This window comes from Methylobacterium sp. J-001 (assembly GCF_022829565.1).
In the GTDB taxonomy this organism is placed as follows: Bacteria; Pseudomonadota; Alphaproteobacteria; order Rhizobiales; family Beijerinckiaceae; genus Methylobacterium.
In genome coordinates this window covers 59,025-74,789 of sequence record NZ_JAKSYN010000080.1, presented here as the reverse complement: position 1 = coordinate 74,789, position 15,765 = coordinate 59,025, and the positions used below count along the sequence as shown (strand labels likewise).

Here is a 15,765-nt window from a genome sequence, read left to right as displayed (position 1 = left end):
GAACCTAGCGGGCGCTCGGCGCCGTGCTGCCGGTTGGCGCGCCGGGCGTGCCGGCCCGCGAGGCGGTGGTGGAACCGGTCGTCGCGCCCGGCCGGGCCGGGGCGGTCTGCTCCAGCGAACCCTGCCCGGTGCCGCCCACGGCGCCGGACTTGTTCACGTTGCCCTGCCCGGCGCCGCCGGTGGTCGGGGCCTGGGCCAGCGCGGCTCCGGAGAGCGCCAGCGTCAGGGCGGCGGCGAGGGCGAGTGTGGTCTTCGGCATGGGTGTTCCTCCGATCGGATCGTCGCGATCCCGTGGGAGGCCAACCCCTGCGCCGCCGGAATGGTTCAGCGGGCGAGCGCCTGGCGCCATCCGGTCCAGGGCCAGCGCAGGCTCTGGTCGGTTGCGCCGTCCGCCCCGGCGATCGACACGGTTGCGGTGCGGCCGCTGACCAGCCGCGCATCACTCCCCGCGCCGTCCAGCGCGATCCGCACCGGGATGCGCTGGGCGAGGCGCACCCAGGCGAAGGTCGGGTTGACGCTGGCCAGCAGGTTCGACCCGTCGGTCCGGCCGGTCTCGGCGATGCCGCCGGCGATGCTCTCGACATGGCCGCGCAGCAGGCTGCCGTCGCCCATCAGCTGGATCGTCACCGGGGCGCCGACATGGATGCGCGGCAGCTTGGTCTCCTCGAAGTAGCCCTCGACCCGCAGAGTGTCGCGGTCGATCAAGGCCATCACGCCCCGGCCGGTGGTGACGTAGGCACCGGGGCGCAGCTCCATGTTGGCGATCCGGCCGTTGACCGAGGCGCGCACTGCCGAGCGCTCCAGGTTGAGCTTGGCGAGGTCCCGGTCGGCAACAGCCTGCTCGTAGGCGGCCTTGGCGTTGAGGTCGGTAGCCCGGGCGGCCTCGACCTTCTGCTGTGACACGGCCGCGTCGCTGAGCTTCGTGTACCGAGCGTAGTCGGCCGCCGTCTGCTCGGCCATGGCCTTGCGGCCCTCCACCAGCGCCTCGGCTTGGCGCAGGCCGAGACGGAACCGGTCCGGGTCGATCCGGAACAGCACGTCACCCTTGCGGACGTTCTGGTTGTCCTCGACCAGCACCTCGGTAACGAGGCCCGACACGTCGGGCGCCACCGCAACCACATCGGCCCGCACCCGCCCGTCCCGGGTCCAGGGGGCGTTCATATAGTAATCCCACAGGGCGAGGCCGACGATCGCTGCCGCGGCGACCATGCCGAGCGTGACCGCCAGACGGCCGACGAGGGAGAGCAGGCGGGTCATGACAGGATCCGGTGGGCGAGGACGATCACGCCCCCGAGGAGGAGGACGTACAGCGCGAGGTCGAACAGCGGCCGGTGCCAGACGAGGCGGTAGAAGGCGGTTGCCGCGAATACGCGGCGCACGGGCACGCTGAGCAGGAAGGCTGCAACCATCCATAGGGCCAGGGTGGGCACGAACACGCCGTAGAGATCGAACTCGCCCCTCATGCCGCGATCTCCTGGAGGGCGGGGGGCCGATAGGAGGGCGCATCGGGGAACAAGCCCCGACGCAGGCCGGCCAAGCCGATCAGCGCAGCCTTGCGCTCGGGCGAGGTCACGGCCGCCGCAACGGCGTCGAGGCCGGCATCGAGGGCTGCCAGCAGGTCGGGCCCAGGCTCGGCTGGCAGACTCCGCTTCTGATCCGCCACGAGGCCGAGGACGTCGTCGATGCTGCGCCGCGCCGCGCCCGACAGGCGTCGCCGCACCCGCCGGATCTCGACCACATTGATGCCCACGCGCACATCCGCCAGAAGGTCGCCGGCCGCCGCGGCATCCTCCGCCGGGATCGCGGCGAGCCGCGGTGCAATCAGCCCGATCCGGTCGAGCATCAGGGCGGCGAGCTCGAGGCCATGACCCGCGCCGCCGCCCTCGGCTGCCTTGGCCAGGCTCCGCCGGTTGATCCGCATCAGCCGGCGGGCAATCCGATCTGCCCCAAGGGACCGGACCAGCCGGATCACCACGGCGGCGATCCACATCCCGGTCACCGAGGCGAGCACCGAATTCGCGAAGGGTGCGAAATCGCCGCTGTAGCCGTTCTGAAGCGCGATCAGGGTCGCGCCGTTCAATGCCGCGCCCATCCCCATGGGCATGAGCCGGGGCTGGGTCATCATCAGCCCGCACAGGAGCAGCGGCGGGGCGAGGGCCAGGGCCAGCATTTCGACGGTGGTCACCACCGGCAGGACCGCGAACAGATAGATGCCGGCGACAAGCGCGCCAACGATGGCCGAGTTGGCGAAGCCGAGGATCGGCTGGGCCGGGTCGTCCAGCGCCGCGAACAGGCAGCAGGTCACCGCCGCCATCATCGGGGCCGCGGACCCGTCCGGCCAGCCCGTGGCGATCCAGAGCGCGCAGCAGACCAGGATGCTGGCGAAGGCCCCGAAGGCCGAGAGCGCCGCCAGACCGTGATCCCGATGCCGAATGCGATGGACCTGCGCCGTATAGGTAAAGGCCAGCGACGTCGGCGGCGTCCCCGTCACGAGGTGCCCCCGCAGCGCCCGGAGGTCGAGCCGCAGGTCGATCACGTCCCGCAGGCGTGCGGCCAGGCTCGCGAGCAGCAGCGTGTTCCAGTCCGGAGTTCCCGTTAGCGACGGCTCGACCGCGTCGACTCGCTCGCGCAAACGCGCGGCCTCCGCGGCACCGTCCTCCTTCCCCGCCAGCCAGAAGGCGATGTCCGAGAGGAGCGCTCGGACCCGCGCCGGCAGTGCGCCGGCTTGCTCAAGCGCCTGTACGCGGTCCGCCAGGGCGGCGACGATCGGCAGGACCATCAGCATATGCTGGCGCAACGGCGCGAAAGCAGCGCCGCGCTCCGCGCCGGCGGCCTCATTGCGCAAGGCGAGGCCCAGCCCATCGAGGGCAATGGCGTCCGAAGCGAGGTGCAGGCGCCGCGCCTGGCTATCGTCGCCAGTCTGTTGAGCGCCGCCCAGCGCGGCACGCGTCCAGTCCCTGGCCTCCGCAAGCCAGAGATCGAGCCGCCCGGCGATGAGCGGCGCGGCCGATTGCGGCAGGACCAACGTGGCGGCGAGGCCGGCGCAGACGATGCCCAGGGAGATTTCCTCCGCGCGGGCCACGGCGGTGTCGAAGATCGTCCCGGGGTCGTCGACCGCGGGGAAGCCGATCAGGGCGGCGGTGTAGCCGGCCAGCATCGGCAGGTAGCTCGCCGGCGTCCGGTCGAGGAGCGCCACGTAGAGGCACAGTGCGACCCAGAGTGCGATGGCCAGGCTGAGCAGGACCGGTGCGTTCACCAGGTTCGGCACCAGCACGACGCTCATCATGGCGCCGAGCACGGTGCCGCAGACCCGGTACACAGCCTTCGACCGGGTCGCTCCCGACAGGACCTGGCTGGTGATGTAGACGGTTCCCAGTGCCCAATAGGGCCGCGGCAGGTCGATCCACAGGGCCAGGCTCAGGGCGAGCAGGGCCGCCGCGCAGGTCTTCAAGGCAAAGGCCCAGTCGCGCCATCCGGGCAGGGTCACGCCACCGACTCCTGCTTCGTCCCGTTCGGGCCGGGATCGCGACCGTAGGCCTGGAGCGCAGCGAAGACGCGGAGGCTCGCCTCCAGATCTGCGGCGCTGACCCCGGCGAACAGGCGCGCTCGCAAGGTCGCGAGTTCAGCCTCGATCTGTGCGACCATCGCGCGCCCGCGTGGTGTCAGATCGAGCACCTTCGCACGGCGGTCGGACGGGTCTTCCCGGCGCACCACAAGCCCTGCAGCGGCTAGCTGGTCGAGGAGCCGCACAAGGGACGGACCCTCGATCCCCACCGCCTCCGCGACGGCGTTCTGGCGCCGCTCCCCGGCCAGACGGCCGATCATCACCAAGGGATACGCTGTGGCATCGGACAAGCCGTGCACCTCCGCGACCGCGTTGGCGGCGCGACGCCACGTGCGGGCGCCGGTCTGCAGGGCGTGGGTATAGGCTTGCCGCAGACGCGTCTGCGCCTCGGGATCATCCGCGATCAGCATGAGTCCGGGTCTCCCGCCGCGAGGAGGTGATCGCGGATGGTTAAGATCGTAAGCTTATAGATAGCATCATATCGATTTGTGGGTGAGCGCGATCGGCGAACTCAGGGTTGCGGCGGCTGCATGCCTGCGCCGGTCACCGGCAGGGACCGACACCTCATGCCTCGGTGACTGCCGCCGCTCGTCGTACCGAGTTGAGGGCGCGATGGGACCCAACCGGGACGTGCTTGAATTCGATTGGCGCCCCGCTTCGCCCACGCAATCCCCTCATTCTGAGGTGCCCTGTGCTCGGAGTTTGCCGGGTCTCGAAGGACCGCATGCGGTATCGCCGGGCCGTTTGGAAGGCACCTTCAAGGCCGGCGCTATGCTACGGCGCCTCAGAATGCGGGTGCCGGTGGGACGGATCTAAGGCGCTCGCGCCGAACCCGTATCCCCGTCAGCACTCCAGGCGTCCCGGAGAGCACCAGACTACGCGTCAAGAAACAGACCCATAGGATTGCCGCTCGTCGTCGCTGATCGCGCGGATGACCCGACAGGGATTTCCGGCGGCCAGCACCCCGTCCGGGATGTCGCGGGTGACGACGCTGCCCGCGCCGATGACGGTGCGGGAGCCGATGGTCACGCCGGGAAGGATCAGGGCGCCCCCGCCGACCCACACGTCCGAGCCGATTTCGATCGGCTTTCCGTATTCCTGGACCCGGCGCAGGACCGCGTTGAATGGGTGGAGCGGCGTGAGGATCTGAACGGCGGGACCAAACAGGGTGAAACTGCCGATGCGGACCCGGCAGACATCGAGGACTACGCAATTGAAGTTGAAATAGACCCGCTCGCCGAGCTCGATATTCGACCCATAGTCGCAGAAGAACGGCGGCTGCAGCCAGACCGTGTTGCCGCCCATGCCGAAGATCTGCCTGCATAGATCACGGCGGCTTTCTTCTTCGGCCTCGCGCGTGGCGTTGAGCTGCTGGCAGAGGTCCCGGACCCGGGCTCGGCCCGCGACCAGATCGGGGTCGAGCGCGTCGTAAAGCTCGCCCGCCAGCATCTTCTCACGCTCGGTCCGCATCGGCATCCTCCCGGTTTCCGTTCTGCATCGATGCGGGGCCGGTGCCGGCCGCATCGGCATCAGGGCGGCGCTTCCACGCAATCCCACCGATGCGTACATATGTACGCATCGGTAACGAATGCCAATCGCCTCCGGCCGATGATGATCGTTTTGAGGAGCCCCGTGTGCCCCCGTCCCAGCGTCGCTACGACCCGGACCGCCGCGCCCGCATCGTGCAGGCGACCCTCGACGTCATCGCGGAGTACGGGGTTGCCGGGACGACGCATCGCCGGGTCGCGGCTGCCGCCAACGTGCCGCTCGGCTCGATGACCTACCACTTCACCGGCCTGGTCGAGCTGATCACCGAGGCCTTCACCCTGTTGGCCGATACGGTCTCGGCGCGCTTCACCGAGCGGCTGGCCGCGGCCTCGAACCGCGCGGAGGCCTGCGAGGCCGTGGTCGATCTCATCCTCGACGACAGCTGGGCCACGCCTCGAAACATGCTGCTGAGCTACGAGCTGTACGCCTTAGCTGCCCGCAACCCACCGCTGCGCCTCGTCATGCAGGGCTGGATGGAGAAGAGTCGCGCGGCCCTACGGCAACATTTTTCGGCTGATACGGCGAAGGCTTTGGATGCCCTGATCGAGGGCCTGTCGATCCATCGCTCGGTCGATGTGGAGCCGATGAACCGCATCCAGGTCCGCGCCCTGGTCGAGCGTCTCTCCTGAATTGGACACCCATGCCGTGCGCGTCACGCAGGATGAGCGTTGTGGATCTGGTCGAAATCCAGGGCTGCCGTGTCGATCACGATCTGCGTCCGGCTGATCACTTCGAGCTTGCGCAGGATCTCCGAGACATGAGCCTTCACGGTGGAATCGCCCACCTGAAGCTCGTGGGCGATCTGCTTGTTCAGCTTGCCCTGCCGGATCATCATCAACACCCGCAGTTGCTGCGGCGTAAGCCGGGCCAAGCGCTCGGCCAGGGGGGGCTTCTTCCCGTGCGGCGCCGGCGTACTCGCTTCGGCGAAGCCGGGGGGCAGGAACAGGGCGCCGCTCATCACCTCGGTGATCGCGCGGGTCAGAGTGGTCTTATCCATCGCCTTGGGTACGAAACCGGCGGCGCCGTGCTGCAGGGCTTCGCGGACGATGCGTGGGTCTTCGTGACCGGACACGATCAGGATCGGGATCCGCGGGAAGCGGGTCCGGATCGTGATCAGCCCGTCGAAGCCGGTGACGCCCCGCATGGACAGATCGAGCAGGGTGAGGTCGATGCTCCGGTTAACGGCCAGGACCGCGCAGGCCGGCTCAATCCCGTCGGCTTCGTGCAGGACGGCGTCCGGATGGGCGAGGCGGATCGTGGCCGCCAAGGCATCACGGAACAGCGGATGGTCGTCAACGATCAGGAGATGCACGGACGGTGCGGTTCCTCGCTCAAGATCCGCATACGGGACCTTTGGATTCGTGAAAACTGATCGAAGCGGCCCCGGGGTGCAAGCGGATGTTGAGGGACCGCTTGTATCCGGGACATGAGCGCGCCCGACCCGCGGGACGAGGCCTGTACGCTGGCGGTGGGATGCCTTCCAGCGTCCGGTGAGGACGCTTCAGCGCCACGCGACGGTCTCGGGCAGCTTGAACGCCCCGACGCTGCCGCCCTTGTTCGCGCCGACGGTCGATTTGGTGGGCGGCCTCCGGACCTTCATCGGCCGGATGGTAAAGCTCCGCGTCTCATTCGGCGGCCTGTGCGCCGCTGCCAAAGTGAAACCGTGGGGCGTCAGCCACCGCGGGGCGGTATGGGACGGCACTCATCGTATGTGCGCCGTCAACACTTTTGAGGCAGGTTGAGAGCAGTCATCCGGGCCGGCGTCGAAGCCGGCAGAGGCCGTGATCAGAGACATCCGCCGCGCCACGCGCCGACACTTCTCGTCCGATTAGACGATCCGCATCGTGCTAGAAGGCCTGCGCGGTGAGGACAGCATCGCCAACGCGATGCACGACGGCTGGCACAAGGAGTTCCTGGAAGCCGGCAAGAAGCGGCTGGCCGGCGACACGGCCCCCGATAAGCAGGAAATCATCCGGCTGGTCGAGCAATCCCACCTGCCGGTGCGCACCGCACAGGATAAGCTCGGCATCCCGCGCGCCACCTCCTACCGCTGGTGCGACGCCGACAGCCGCGGTGGCCTCGAAGCCTTGGCCGACAGCCCCTCGCGGCCGAGCCGGGTGTGGAACCGATTGCCGACCGAGGTTCGCGATCAGATCGTCGTCCTCGCGCTGGAGCAGCCGGAGCTCAGCCCGCGCGAGCTGGCGGTGCGCTTAACCGACGAGCGCCGGTACGTCGTCTCGGAGGCGACCGTCTACCGCTTGCTTAAAGCCCCGGATCTGATCACCAGCCCGGCCTACAACGTGGCCAACCCAGATGGTTCGGAGCATCCGTTGCTGAGCGTCCTAACGCGTCTCGAATCATCTGACGACGGACAGCATCCCGGAGCACATCCGCTGCGACAATGGCCCTGAGATGATCTCGAAGGCACTGAGCAAGTGGGTTGCCAAAGCTGGCGCGCAAATTCAGCATATCGCGCCAGGCTCACCCTGGGAGAACAGGTACTGTGAGAGCTTCAATGGCAAGCTGCACGACGTGTGCTTGAGGCGGAAGATCTTCTACTCGCACAAGGAAGCCCAGGCCATAATCGCTCTCTTGCAGAACACTTATAACCGCGTGCGGCTACGTTCGTCGCTCGGCTACCGGCCACCCGCGCCTGTCAGCTTCCGAGATCTGGCCTTCCGGTTACCCATGGCGACGGCCATGCAGTAGCCTCTCACTCGGCTCGGTCCAAAATACCGATCAGGTCACGGCGTCTTCGCCTTTGACCGACACGGCTCAGGTGGCTCAAAAGCAACCCATTGCGCGTCGCTCAGCATCAGCCCTCGTCGGATCGGAGGCACAAAACGCAGGCTGCATGACATGGTTCAGGTGACGATAGACATCAGTATCGAGGCGGTTGTCGATCAATTTAACCTTCTTCCGCGACCTGACGTCAGTTGCTCTTCCGCCACAAGCCTGACAGGTATTGCCACGCCGGGCCCAGGACGAAGCGCGTCAGCGGGATCAACAGGGCGCCGACTGCCAATCCGATCAAACCCGACGCCATCGCGGTGACCATCCACGCGACGACGCCGCTGGCAAACGGAACATATGAGGCCGCGCTGGATGCGGCTTCGTGCGCGGCGTGGGCCGGAGCCGACAGGCCGTAGGTCTCCAGCCCGTGCATCAGGATCCCGCCGCCGACCCAGATCATCGCCGCCGTTCCGACGATGGCCAGGAGCGTGAGCAGGATCGGCATGCCGCGGACCACGCCGCGGCCGAGACCTCGGATGAGGCTGCCGAAGGGCGGCCGAGCCGTGCTGCGGGCAAGGGCGAGGCCCGCATCGTCGGCCTTCACGATCAGCGCGACCACGCCGTAGACGCCCGCGGTGATGCCCACGGCGACAATGCCCAGGATGGCCGCCCGCATCCAGAAGCTGCCCTCCGGCAAGGCGGCCAGGGTGATGGCCATGATCTCGGCCGACAGGATGAAGTCGGTCTTGATGGCACTCGCCACGCGCCGGTCTTCCAGGGCCTGATCGGTCCCCGTGCCGCCCTGGACTTCAGCCTCGTGCCCGTGTGCGCGATGAGGAAAGAGAGCCTCGTAGACCTTCTCGGTGCCCTCGTAGCAGAGATACGCGCCGCCCAGCATCAGGAGCGGGGTGATCGCCCAGGGTGCGAAGGCGCTGAGCGCAAGGGCACCCGGCAGCAGGAACAGGAGCTTGTTGCGGAGCGATCCCAGGGCGATCTTGCCGACGATGGGCAGTTCGCGTTCCGCCGCAAAACCGACGACGTAGCGCGGCGTGACCGCGGCATCGTCGATCACGACGCCGGCCGCCTTCGTCCCGGCCTTAGCGGCTTGACCCGCGACGTCGTCCAGGGATGCCGCCGCCGTCCTCACCATGAACGCGACATCGTCCAAGAGGGCGATCAATCCAACGCTCACAGGTCTTTCCTCGTCAGCAATGAGTCCGCCAGACAGACGATCCGCGGCCGGATTTGATCCGTCACACCCGACGATCGCGGCGGCCGGATCGCCGAAAACCCGCGCCTTGAAGCGAAACGACCCCGGATCTGGATCTGTCGCATCGTAGACCGGAAGCCGGCATTGTTCGGCGTCGGCTCTCAAGCTGCTGCCGGATCTTCAGACCGTAACACTCCGAGAGCCACGGGGCTGGATGGGGCGTATGCGCTTAGCTCAAAACCAGCTTGATTCGCTCCATTGCGATCGATCGTTCGATTGAGCGGTTCACTCGGCGGGCTGAGGTGCGGGGCCATCCCGCTCCTGGGGCGCGGCGGACTTGCCCAGCAGCCGCTCGAAGGCGACGTAGAAGGTCGGCGTCACGAACAGCGTAATGAAGGTTGCCACGAGCAGGCCGCCGATCACCACGGTTCCCATCGAGACCCGGGCATTGGCACCCGCCCCGCTGGCGATGGCGAGCGGAACCGAGCCCATGATGAAGGCGAACGACGTCATCAGGATCGGGCGCATGCGCAGCCGCGCTGCATCCTGTGCGGCCTGGAGCACGTCCTCGCCCTGCTTGCGCAGGTCCTCCGCGAACGCGACGAGCAGGATCGAGTTCTTCGCTGCCAGCCCGACCAGGAGCAGGAGGCCGACCTGCCCGAAGATGTCGAGGGCGAGGCCCCGGATGGCGAGGAAGCCCACCGCGCCGAAGATCGCGATCGGCGTTCCGAGCAGGATCACGAAGGGCAGGCGCAGGGACTCGTACTGCCCGGCCAGCAACAGGAAGATCATCAGCGTGCCGAGGCCGAAGATCAGCGGCGCGTAGCCGCCGGCGATCTTCTCCTGGTAGGCGACATCGGTCCATTCCACCGCGTAGGTGGACGGTAGCTTGGCATCGGCCAGGGCCTCGATCGCCGCGATGGCGGTGCCGGAACTGGCGTTGGCCGCCGTGTCCACGGCAATCTCGATGGTCGGGTAGGTGTTGTAGGACAGAACCGCCGTCGGGCCGGTGACGAAATGCGTCTGGATCAGTGAGCCGACGCGGACCGGCTCGCCCCTGTTGTTGAGCACGGTCAGCGCCTCGACATCCTCGATCGTCCGGCGTCCCGAGGCCTCGCTCTGGACGTAGACCTGGTAGACGTAGCCGAAGCGGTTGAAGAGGTTCACGAAGGTCGAACCCACATAGGTCCCCAGCGCGTCGAACAGGTTCTGGAGCGGCACGCCGAGTTGCTCGGCCTTGGCCCGGTCGATCTCGAGCCGCATCTGCGGCACGCCGTAGCTGGTCGTCGGGATCGCGCGCCCGACCGAGGGCAGTTTTTCCATCTCGGCGATGAGGCGCTGGGCGGCTTCGGCGAGTTTGAGGCCCCCGGCACCGCTCCGGTCCTGCAGTTCCAGGGTGAGGCCGCTGCGCGAACCGAGCCCGGGCAGCGGCGAGGGATTCACCACCCGGATCTGGCCATCGGGGTCGTGCTTGAAGCGCTTCTGGACCGTAGCGATGACGTCGTTCACGCTCTGGTCGCGCTCGCCCCAAGGTTTCAGCGTCGGGATCTGAAAGCCGTAGAACGGCGCGATCGCGTCGGCCAGGATGCTGCGGCCGGTCACGCCGATCGTGTGCTCCACGCTCGGAATCGCGCGCAAGGCCTCGCCGACACGGTCGACCATCTTGTCGGTGCGTGCCACCGCGGCACCCTTGGGCAGAACCACGTCGGCGAAGAAGTAACCTTGGTCCTCGTCCGGCACGAAGCCGGAGGGGCGCTGCATGGTCATCCACACGGTCACGGCGGCGAAGAGCACGAAGACGATCGCCACGAGGGCGACGTGGCCCGTCAGCCAGCCGATCGCGGCCACGAGGCGGCGGCTCGCGCCCTCCAACCCGGCGTTGAACCAGCGCAGGGGCGCCCGCCAGCGGCTCTCATCCTTCGCGTTTGCCTCGCGGTGCTTGAGGATCAGCGCGCACAGGGCGGGTGTCAATGTCAGCGAGACCACGGCCGAGATCATCACCGAGATGGCGATGGTCAGGGCGAACTGGTTGTAGAGCTTGCCGGTGAGGCCGGGGATGAAGGCCACCGGGACGAACAGCGCGGCCAGGACCAGGGTCGTGGCGATGACGGGCCCGGCGACCTCGGTCACGGCCTCGCGCGAGGCCTCGCGCGGCGCCATCCCTTCGTCCATCAGGCGCTCGGTGTTCTCGACCACGATGATCGCGTCGTCGACCACGAGGCCTACGGCCAGCACCATGCCGAGGAGGCTCAAGGTGTTGAACGAGAAGCCGAGCAGGGCCATCGGCCCGAAGGTGCCGACCAGCGCCACCGGCACCGCGATGGCGGGAATGAGGGTCGCACGCCAATTCTGGAGGAAGAGGTAGGTGACGATCACGACGAGGACGAGCGCCTCGAACAGGGTGCGCACGACCTCGAAGATCGCTTCCTTGACGAATTCGGTGCGGTCGAGGGCGATCTTGTATTTCAAGCCCGGCGGGAAGCGCTTGGCGAGGTCCGCCATGGTGGCGCGGGCGCCGTCCATCACCTGCACCGCGTTGGCATCCGGGTTCTGGTAGAGCCCGAGCGTGGCCGAGGGTGCCCCGTCGAAGCTCGAACGGACACCGTATTGCTCCGAGCCCAGCTCGACCCGCGCGACATCGCGGATGCGGACCACAGAGCCATCCGGATTCGCACGTAGGAGGATGTTGCCGAACTCCTCCGGCTGGCGCAGACGACCCTGGGTCACAAGCTGCAATTCGAAGGCGGTCGCCTGATCGACCGGCGGCTTGCCGAGGGTGCCCGTGGTGATCTGCGCGTTCTGCTGGGAGATGGCGGTCGTGACGGCGCCGGGGCTGATGCCGAGCGCTTCCATCTTCAGCGGATCCAGCCAGATCCGCATCGCGTAGCGCTTGTTCGAGAAGTTGACGATGCGGCCCATGCCTTGAACGCGGCGCAGCGGCTTGATCACCTGCGTCTCGGCCCAGTTGGCCAGGAACAGTTCGTCGTAGGGCGCCCCATCCTCCGCGTAGAGGACGATATTGCCGAGCCGCTGGCGCGAGCTCTTCGTGATCTCGAGGCCTTGCACGTTGACCGAAGGCGGAAGCTTGGCCTCCGCCCGGTTGGCGCGGGTCAGAACCTCCGCGGCCGCGGCGTCGAGGTCGGAGCCGACCTCGAAGGTCGCGTCCATGCTGACGCTGCCGTCGGTGTTGCTGGTCGAATTGATGTAGAGCAGGTTCTGCGCCCCGTTGATCTCCTGCTCCAGCGGGATCGCGATGGCCTCGTAGGCCTGCTGCGCGCTGGCCCCCGGATAAGTCGCCTGGATGTTGATGATCGGCGGGGCGATCTCGGGGAACTGGGCGATTGGCAAGGTGAGGCCGGCGACGGCGCCGATCAGCGTGATCAGCACGGAGATGACGCCGGCCAGAACCGGCCGATCGACGAAGCGGGCGAACATGCGAAGGTCGGGGCTTCCGGTCGTGAGCCAGCATCGTGGCGGCGGCGTTGCAACGTCTGGCCCGTAAGCGTGTTCCTCTGCCGCCGGACTGTCGCGATCGCATGGGCCGGCGCCGTCGGTCTCGGGAGCGTCAGCGGTGCGGACAGCAGTCAAGGTGGGTGTCGGAGCGGGGCTGGTTGTCCTGGCCGGTGCGGGGGGCTGGTACGCGGTCGGGCGGCCCTCGCCGGAGCACATCGTTGCTGCGCTGCCGTTCCTGGGCGAGACGGCGGCTAAGGAGCCGGCCGAGCCGCCGCTGCAGGTCCGGGTCGTCACCGTCCGCAAGGTGAAGGTCCCGATCGCCTTTACCTACACGGGAACGATCATCTCCCAGCAGGATGCCACTCTGCAGGCGCGGGTGACCGGTAACGTCACGGAGCGCCCGTTCGAGCCTGGCGGCCACGTCAAGAAAGGGCAGATCCTCTTCCGCATCGATCCGCGGCCCTTCGAGGTGGCCCTGCAGACCGCCAAATCGCAGCAGGCCCAGGCTGAGGCCCAGCTCACCTTCGCCCAGGCCGAGGTGGACCGCACCGAGTCGCTGGCCGACAAGGGCTACGCCACCGAACAGCGGTTCCAGCAACTCCAGGCGAACCGGACCTCGGCGGTCGCGCAGGTGCAGGGGGCGGAGGCCGCCATCGCCCGGCAAAACCTCAATCTCGACTACGCGGTTGTGAACGCTCCGTTCGACGGACGCGCCAGCTTGTCGACCATCAATCCCGGCGATCTCGTCATCGAGAACCAGACCCAATTGGTCTCCGTCGTCCAGCTCGATCCCATCGACATCCAGATGGCGCTGTCTTCCGAGGATTCGGAAGCGGTTCGGGCGGCGATGCGGGATGGAGGCGTCACCGTCTCTGTGCTCGGCGAAGACGGAAAGCCAGTGCGGGAGGCCAAGATCTACCAGCTCGACAACCGGTTCGATCCCCGGACGGCCCGACGCCTCGTCCGGGCCCTGATGCAGAACGACGACGAGCGCTTCCTGCCCGGCCAGTTCGTCCGCGCCAGCATCCGGACGGGCACGAAGGAGAGGCTCCTGGTGCCGACAGCCGCCCTCGACTCGCAACTCGCCCAACAGATCGTCTACGCGGTCGATGCGAGCGGCAAGGTTCAGCAGAAGCCCGTCACGACGGGGGACACCTACGGCGAGAACACCGCGATCCTGGACGGGCTATCGGACGGCGACCAAGTGGTCGTGGATCATCTCCAGGAGATGCGGCAGAACCTGAAAGTCGTCGCCCAGCCGGCGGGGGACGTCAAGGTTGATGGCAAGACGGGTGCGGATGCGCCGGCGTCGGGCGAACCCGGCTGAGAGCGTTTCGTCGCGCGATCCGTCGCCGTCTCCGCGACGTTTATAGATCCTGTCGTCACCGGACCGGTCCTCCATGTCGAAGCTTCGTCTTGCCCTCGCCGCCGCCGCTCTCCTCGCCCTCGGCGGACCGTCCGTCAGCGCACGCGAGTCGGAGTGCCGCGTCACCCACGAGGCCTATGCCGCGTTGAAGCACGGGATGAGCTACCATCACGCCGAGAAAATCCTCGGCTGCCCGGGCCGTCGGATGACCCATATGACCATCGGCAAGGTTCGGCGGGCAACGTATTCCTGGCGCGGCACTGGCCGCACCGGCGCGAATCTCGCTCTGTCTTTCCGCAACGATCGGCTGACGAGCAAGTCGCAACTCGGGCTGCAATAAAATTTGGCTCCGACCATGTATTTAGTGGCGATCAGAGAAAGATCTACTAGAGCTGTGCGCTGGCGGATTGACGCTGTTGGGGTGGGTGATCTGGCTCGCTTAAGAGCCAATGGATGAGCTCGTGGTAGTAGATTGCCAGGCCTTCAGCCCTGTAGATCGTTCTGCGCGAGCGTGTGGCCACCACGATTGAAGCGGATCCAACGTCGCGTCAGGCGGCCAAACGCTTCGGGGTCGGGGCTGCCAGCGCGGTCCGTTTCCATGGGCGCTTCCGACAGGGCGGACAGATGACGATCGCACCCAAACACATTTGCTGCGGCTTCAAATTGCAGCACCTGGGACCGTAGGCTGCCCCCGCAGCCGCATGTAGCTAAACGACGGCTCGGGCAAACGTTTGGGGCAGCTTCCCCGCAACCACGTCTTGAGCTTCGACGTCGTGCAGGCCCAGACCCACGACGGCCGGAGCCCGCGCATGCTGATCGATGCGCACAGCCGGGCGTGCCTGGCACTGAAGGTTGCACGGCGCATCAACAGCCTCGGCGTGATCGAGGCCCTGGCGGAGGCGATGCGCCTGCACGGCAACCCGTAAAACATCCGCTGCAACAATGGTCCGGAACCGAAGGACCGCGCAGCGAGATGATCTCGGCGGCGCCGCACAAATGGGCCGCTGCAGTAGGCTTGCAAGCCCAGCGCATCGCTCGCGGATCGCCGTGGAAGTACGGGTATTGCGAGAGCTTCAACGGCAAACTGCGCGACGAGTGCCTGCGCCAGGAGTTCTTCCACTCGGTCAGGGAGGTACAGATCGGGGTCGGACACGTGCACCAGCGTCCGACCACATTCGTCGCTGGGTGACCTCCCGCTCGCGCATGTCTGCTGCCCGGATCTGCCCTTCCGGCAACCAATGGCCGCTACCATGCAGCCTCGTGACATCCGGCCCAATCAAAAATACCAATTCGGTCCACAGGGCAGACAGTTTTATATTTGGCCTTTCATTTTCATAGCCCAACGATTTCTAAGGCGGTTATCAAAAACTACATTTACGATGGTTATCGAGAATGACAGACAGAAAAATTCAAAGCCGACATTGGGAAGTCTTTTGTCGAGCGCCGTACCGCATTTCTTGAAGTCGGGCCGATCGTCGACCACTGGGTGATTCGACCGCGACCCGTGTTCGAGCGTCCTGCCTCCACAAGCCGGACAGGTATTGGCACGCCGGGGCCAGGACGAAGCGCATCGGCAGGATCAACAGAGAGCCGACTGTCAATCCGATCGCGCCCGACGCCATCGCGGTGACCGGCCACGCAACCGAGCCCTTGGCAAACGGAACATACGAGGCCGCGCTGGATGCAGCCTTGAACGCGGCGTGGGCCGGGGCCGACAACCCGTAGGTCTGATGCCCGTGCATCAGGATCCCGCCGCCGACACAGATCATCGCCGCCGTCCCGAGGATGGCTAGGAGCCTGAGCAGGATCGGGATGCCGTGGGCCACGCCGCGACCGAGACCGCGAAGGAAGGCTCGCCCGCTGGCCGTGAGACCCTGCAGTTCCCTCATG

13 protein-coding genes and 3 pseudogenes are annotated in these 15,765 nt (G+C 67.1%); 6 read left to right on the top strand and 10 right to left on the bottom strand.

From position 1 onward, the window contains the following. Window positions 1-4: 4 nt before the first annotated feature. The 6 genes from MKK65_RS08905 to MKK65_RS08880 form a co-directional block, all read right to left on the bottom strand. Entirely contained in the window at window positions 5-259 is a 255-nt protein-coding gene (locus MKK65_RS08905) for a hypothetical protein (RefSeq protein WP_243957090.1), read from the bottom strand. A gap of 65 nt (window positions 260-324) precedes the next feature. After that, a complete protein-coding gene (locus tag MKK65_RS08900; protein ID WP_243957089.1) occupies window positions 325-1,257 on the bottom strand; it encodes an HlyD family secretion protein in 933 nt (310 codons plus the stop codon). Further along, window positions 1,254-1,463 carry a DUF1656 domain-containing protein gene (locus MKK65_RS08895; protein WP_243957088.1) on the bottom strand — a complete coding sequence of 70 codons (210 nt, stop codon included), beginning with the start codon at window positions 1,461-1,463 and terminating at the stop codon, window positions 1,254-1,256. The genes MKK65_RS08900 and MKK65_RS08895 overlap by 4 nt, the downstream gene beginning before the upstream one ends. Further along, window positions 1,460-3,487 (bottom strand): FUSC family protein, encoded by a 2,028-nt coding sequence (locus MKK65_RS08890; protein ID WP_243957087.1) that lies wholly within the window; start codon window positions 3,485-3,487, stop codon window positions 1,460-1,462. Before MKK65_RS08890 ends, MKK65_RS08895 begins: the two co-directional genes overlap by 4 nt. Continuing rightward, complete coding sequence (locus MKK65_RS08885; RefSeq protein WP_243957086.1) at window positions 3,484-3,975, bottom strand: MarR family winged helix-turn-helix transcriptional regulator; 492 nt, start codon at window positions 3,973-3,975, stop codon at window positions 3,484-3,486. The genes MKK65_RS08890 and MKK65_RS08885 overlap by 4 nt, the downstream gene beginning before the upstream one ends. Window positions 3,976-4,447: 472 nt before the next feature. Next, a complete protein-coding gene (locus MKK65_RS08880; protein WP_058191519.1) occupies window positions 4,448-5,035 on the bottom strand; it encodes a sugar O-acetyltransferase in 588 nt (195 codons plus the stop codon). A 164-nt stretch (window positions 5,036-5,199) separates the two neighbouring features. On the opposite strand from MKK65_RS08880, the gene MKK65_RS08875 reads away from it, so the two are divergent. Next, a complete protein-coding gene (locus MKK65_RS08875) occupies window positions 5,200-5,742 on the top strand; it encodes a TetR/AcrR family transcriptional regulator (protein WP_243957085.1) in 543 nt (180 codons plus the stop codon). A 23-nt stretch (window positions 5,743-5,765) separates the two neighbouring features. Here the strand turns inward: MKK65_RS08875 and MKK65_RS08870 are convergent, their stop codons facing one another. Next, on the bottom strand, window positions 5,766-6,425 hold the full coding sequence (locus tag MKK65_RS08870) for a response regulator (RefSeq protein ID WP_058191499.1): 660 nt from the start codon (window positions 6,423-6,425) through the stop codon (window positions 5,766-5,768). Window positions 6,426-6,894: 469 nt separating this feature from the next. Between MKK65_RS08870 and MKK65_RS31530 the strand changes: the two are divergent. Then, window positions 6,895-7,822 (top strand): annotated as a pseudogene (locus MKK65_RS31530) (integrase core domain-containing protein). A 223-nt stretch (window positions 7,823-8,045) separates the two neighbouring features. On the opposite strand, the gene MKK65_RS08855 reads toward MKK65_RS31530, so the two are convergent. Continuing rightward, window positions 8,046-9,038, bottom strand: coding sequence for a DUF808 domain-containing protein (locus tag MKK65_RS08855; protein ID WP_243957084.1), 993 nt, complete (start codon window positions 9,036-9,038; stop codon window positions 8,046-8,048). A 303-nt stretch (window positions 9,039-9,341) separates the two neighbouring features. Then, on the bottom strand, window positions 9,342-12,491 hold the full coding sequence (locus MKK65_RS08850; protein ID WP_243957082.1) for an efflux RND transporter permease subunit: 3,150 nt from the start codon (window positions 12,489-12,491) through the stop codon (window positions 9,342-9,344). A gap of 136 nt (window positions 12,492-12,627) precedes the next feature. On the opposite strand from MKK65_RS08850, the gene MKK65_RS08845 reads away from it, so the two are divergent. The 4 genes and pseudogenes from MKK65_RS08845 to MKK65_RS08830 form a co-directional block, all read left to right on the top strand. After that, window positions 12,628-13,836, top strand: coding sequence for an efflux RND transporter periplasmic adaptor subunit (locus MKK65_RS08845; RefSeq protein WP_243957081.1), 1,209 nt, complete (start codon window positions 12,628-12,630; stop codon window positions 13,834-13,836). A gap of 73 nt (window positions 13,837-13,909) precedes the next feature. Then, complete coding sequence (locus MKK65_RS08840) at window positions 13,910-14,215, top strand: DUF3862 domain-containing protein (protein WP_243957079.1); 306 nt, start codon at window positions 13,910-13,912, stop codon at window positions 14,213-14,215. Window positions 14,216-14,370: 155 nt separating this feature from the next. Continuing rightward, window positions 14,371-14,517, top strand: a pseudogene (locus tag MKK65_RS08835) (IS630 family transposase); the annotation flags it as partial. Between the two features lie 47 nt (window positions 14,518-14,564). Beyond that, window positions 14,565-15,131: pseudogene (locus MKK65_RS08830) on the top strand (integrase core domain-containing protein); the annotation flags it as partial. 153 nt (window positions 15,132-15,284) lie between these two features. Here MKK65_RS08830 and MKK65_RS08825 read toward each other — a convergent pair. After that, window positions 15,285-15,764, bottom strand: a complete 480-nt coding sequence (locus MKK65_RS08825; protein ID WP_279596605.1) for a DUF808 family protein — start codon at window positions 15,762-15,764, stop codon at window positions 15,285-15,287. Window position 15,765: the final 1 nt, after the last annotated feature.

Bases quoted from the DNA above. Each gene is read 5' to 3' on its own strand.
- MKK65_RS08840 (WP_243957079.1), top strand. From the start codon at position 13,910: ATGTCGAAGCTTCGTCTTGCCCTCGCCGCCGCCGCTCTCCTCGCCCTC.
- MKK65_RS08900 (WP_243957089.1), bottom strand. From the start codon at position 1,257: ATGACCCGCCTGCTCTCCCTCGTCGGCCGTCTGGCGGTCACGCTCGGC.
- MKK65_RS08880 (WP_058191519.1), bottom strand. From the start codon at position 5,035: ATGCGGACCGAGCGTGAGAAGATGCTGGCGGGCGAGCTTTACGACGCG.
- MKK65_RS08885 (WP_243957086.1), bottom strand. From the start codon at position 3,975: ATGCTGATCGCGGATGATCCCGAGGCGCAGACGCGTCTGCGGCAAGCC.
- MKK65_RS08895 (WP_243957088.1), bottom strand. From the start codon at position 1,463: ATGAGGGGCGAGTTCGATCTCTACGGCGTGTTCGTGCCCACCCTGGCC.
- MKK65_RS08850 (WP_243957082.1), bottom strand. From the start codon at position 12,491: ATGTTCGCCCGCTTCGTCGATCGGCCGGTTCTGGCCGGCGTCATCTCC.
- MKK65_RS08825 (WP_279596605.1), bottom strand. From the start codon at position 15,764: ATGAGGGAACTGCAGGGTCTCACGGCCAGCGGGCGAGCCTTCCTTCGC.
- MKK65_RS08905 (WP_243957090.1), bottom strand. From the start codon at position 259: ATGCCGAAGACCACACTCGCCCTCGCCGCCGCCCTGACGCTGGCGCTC.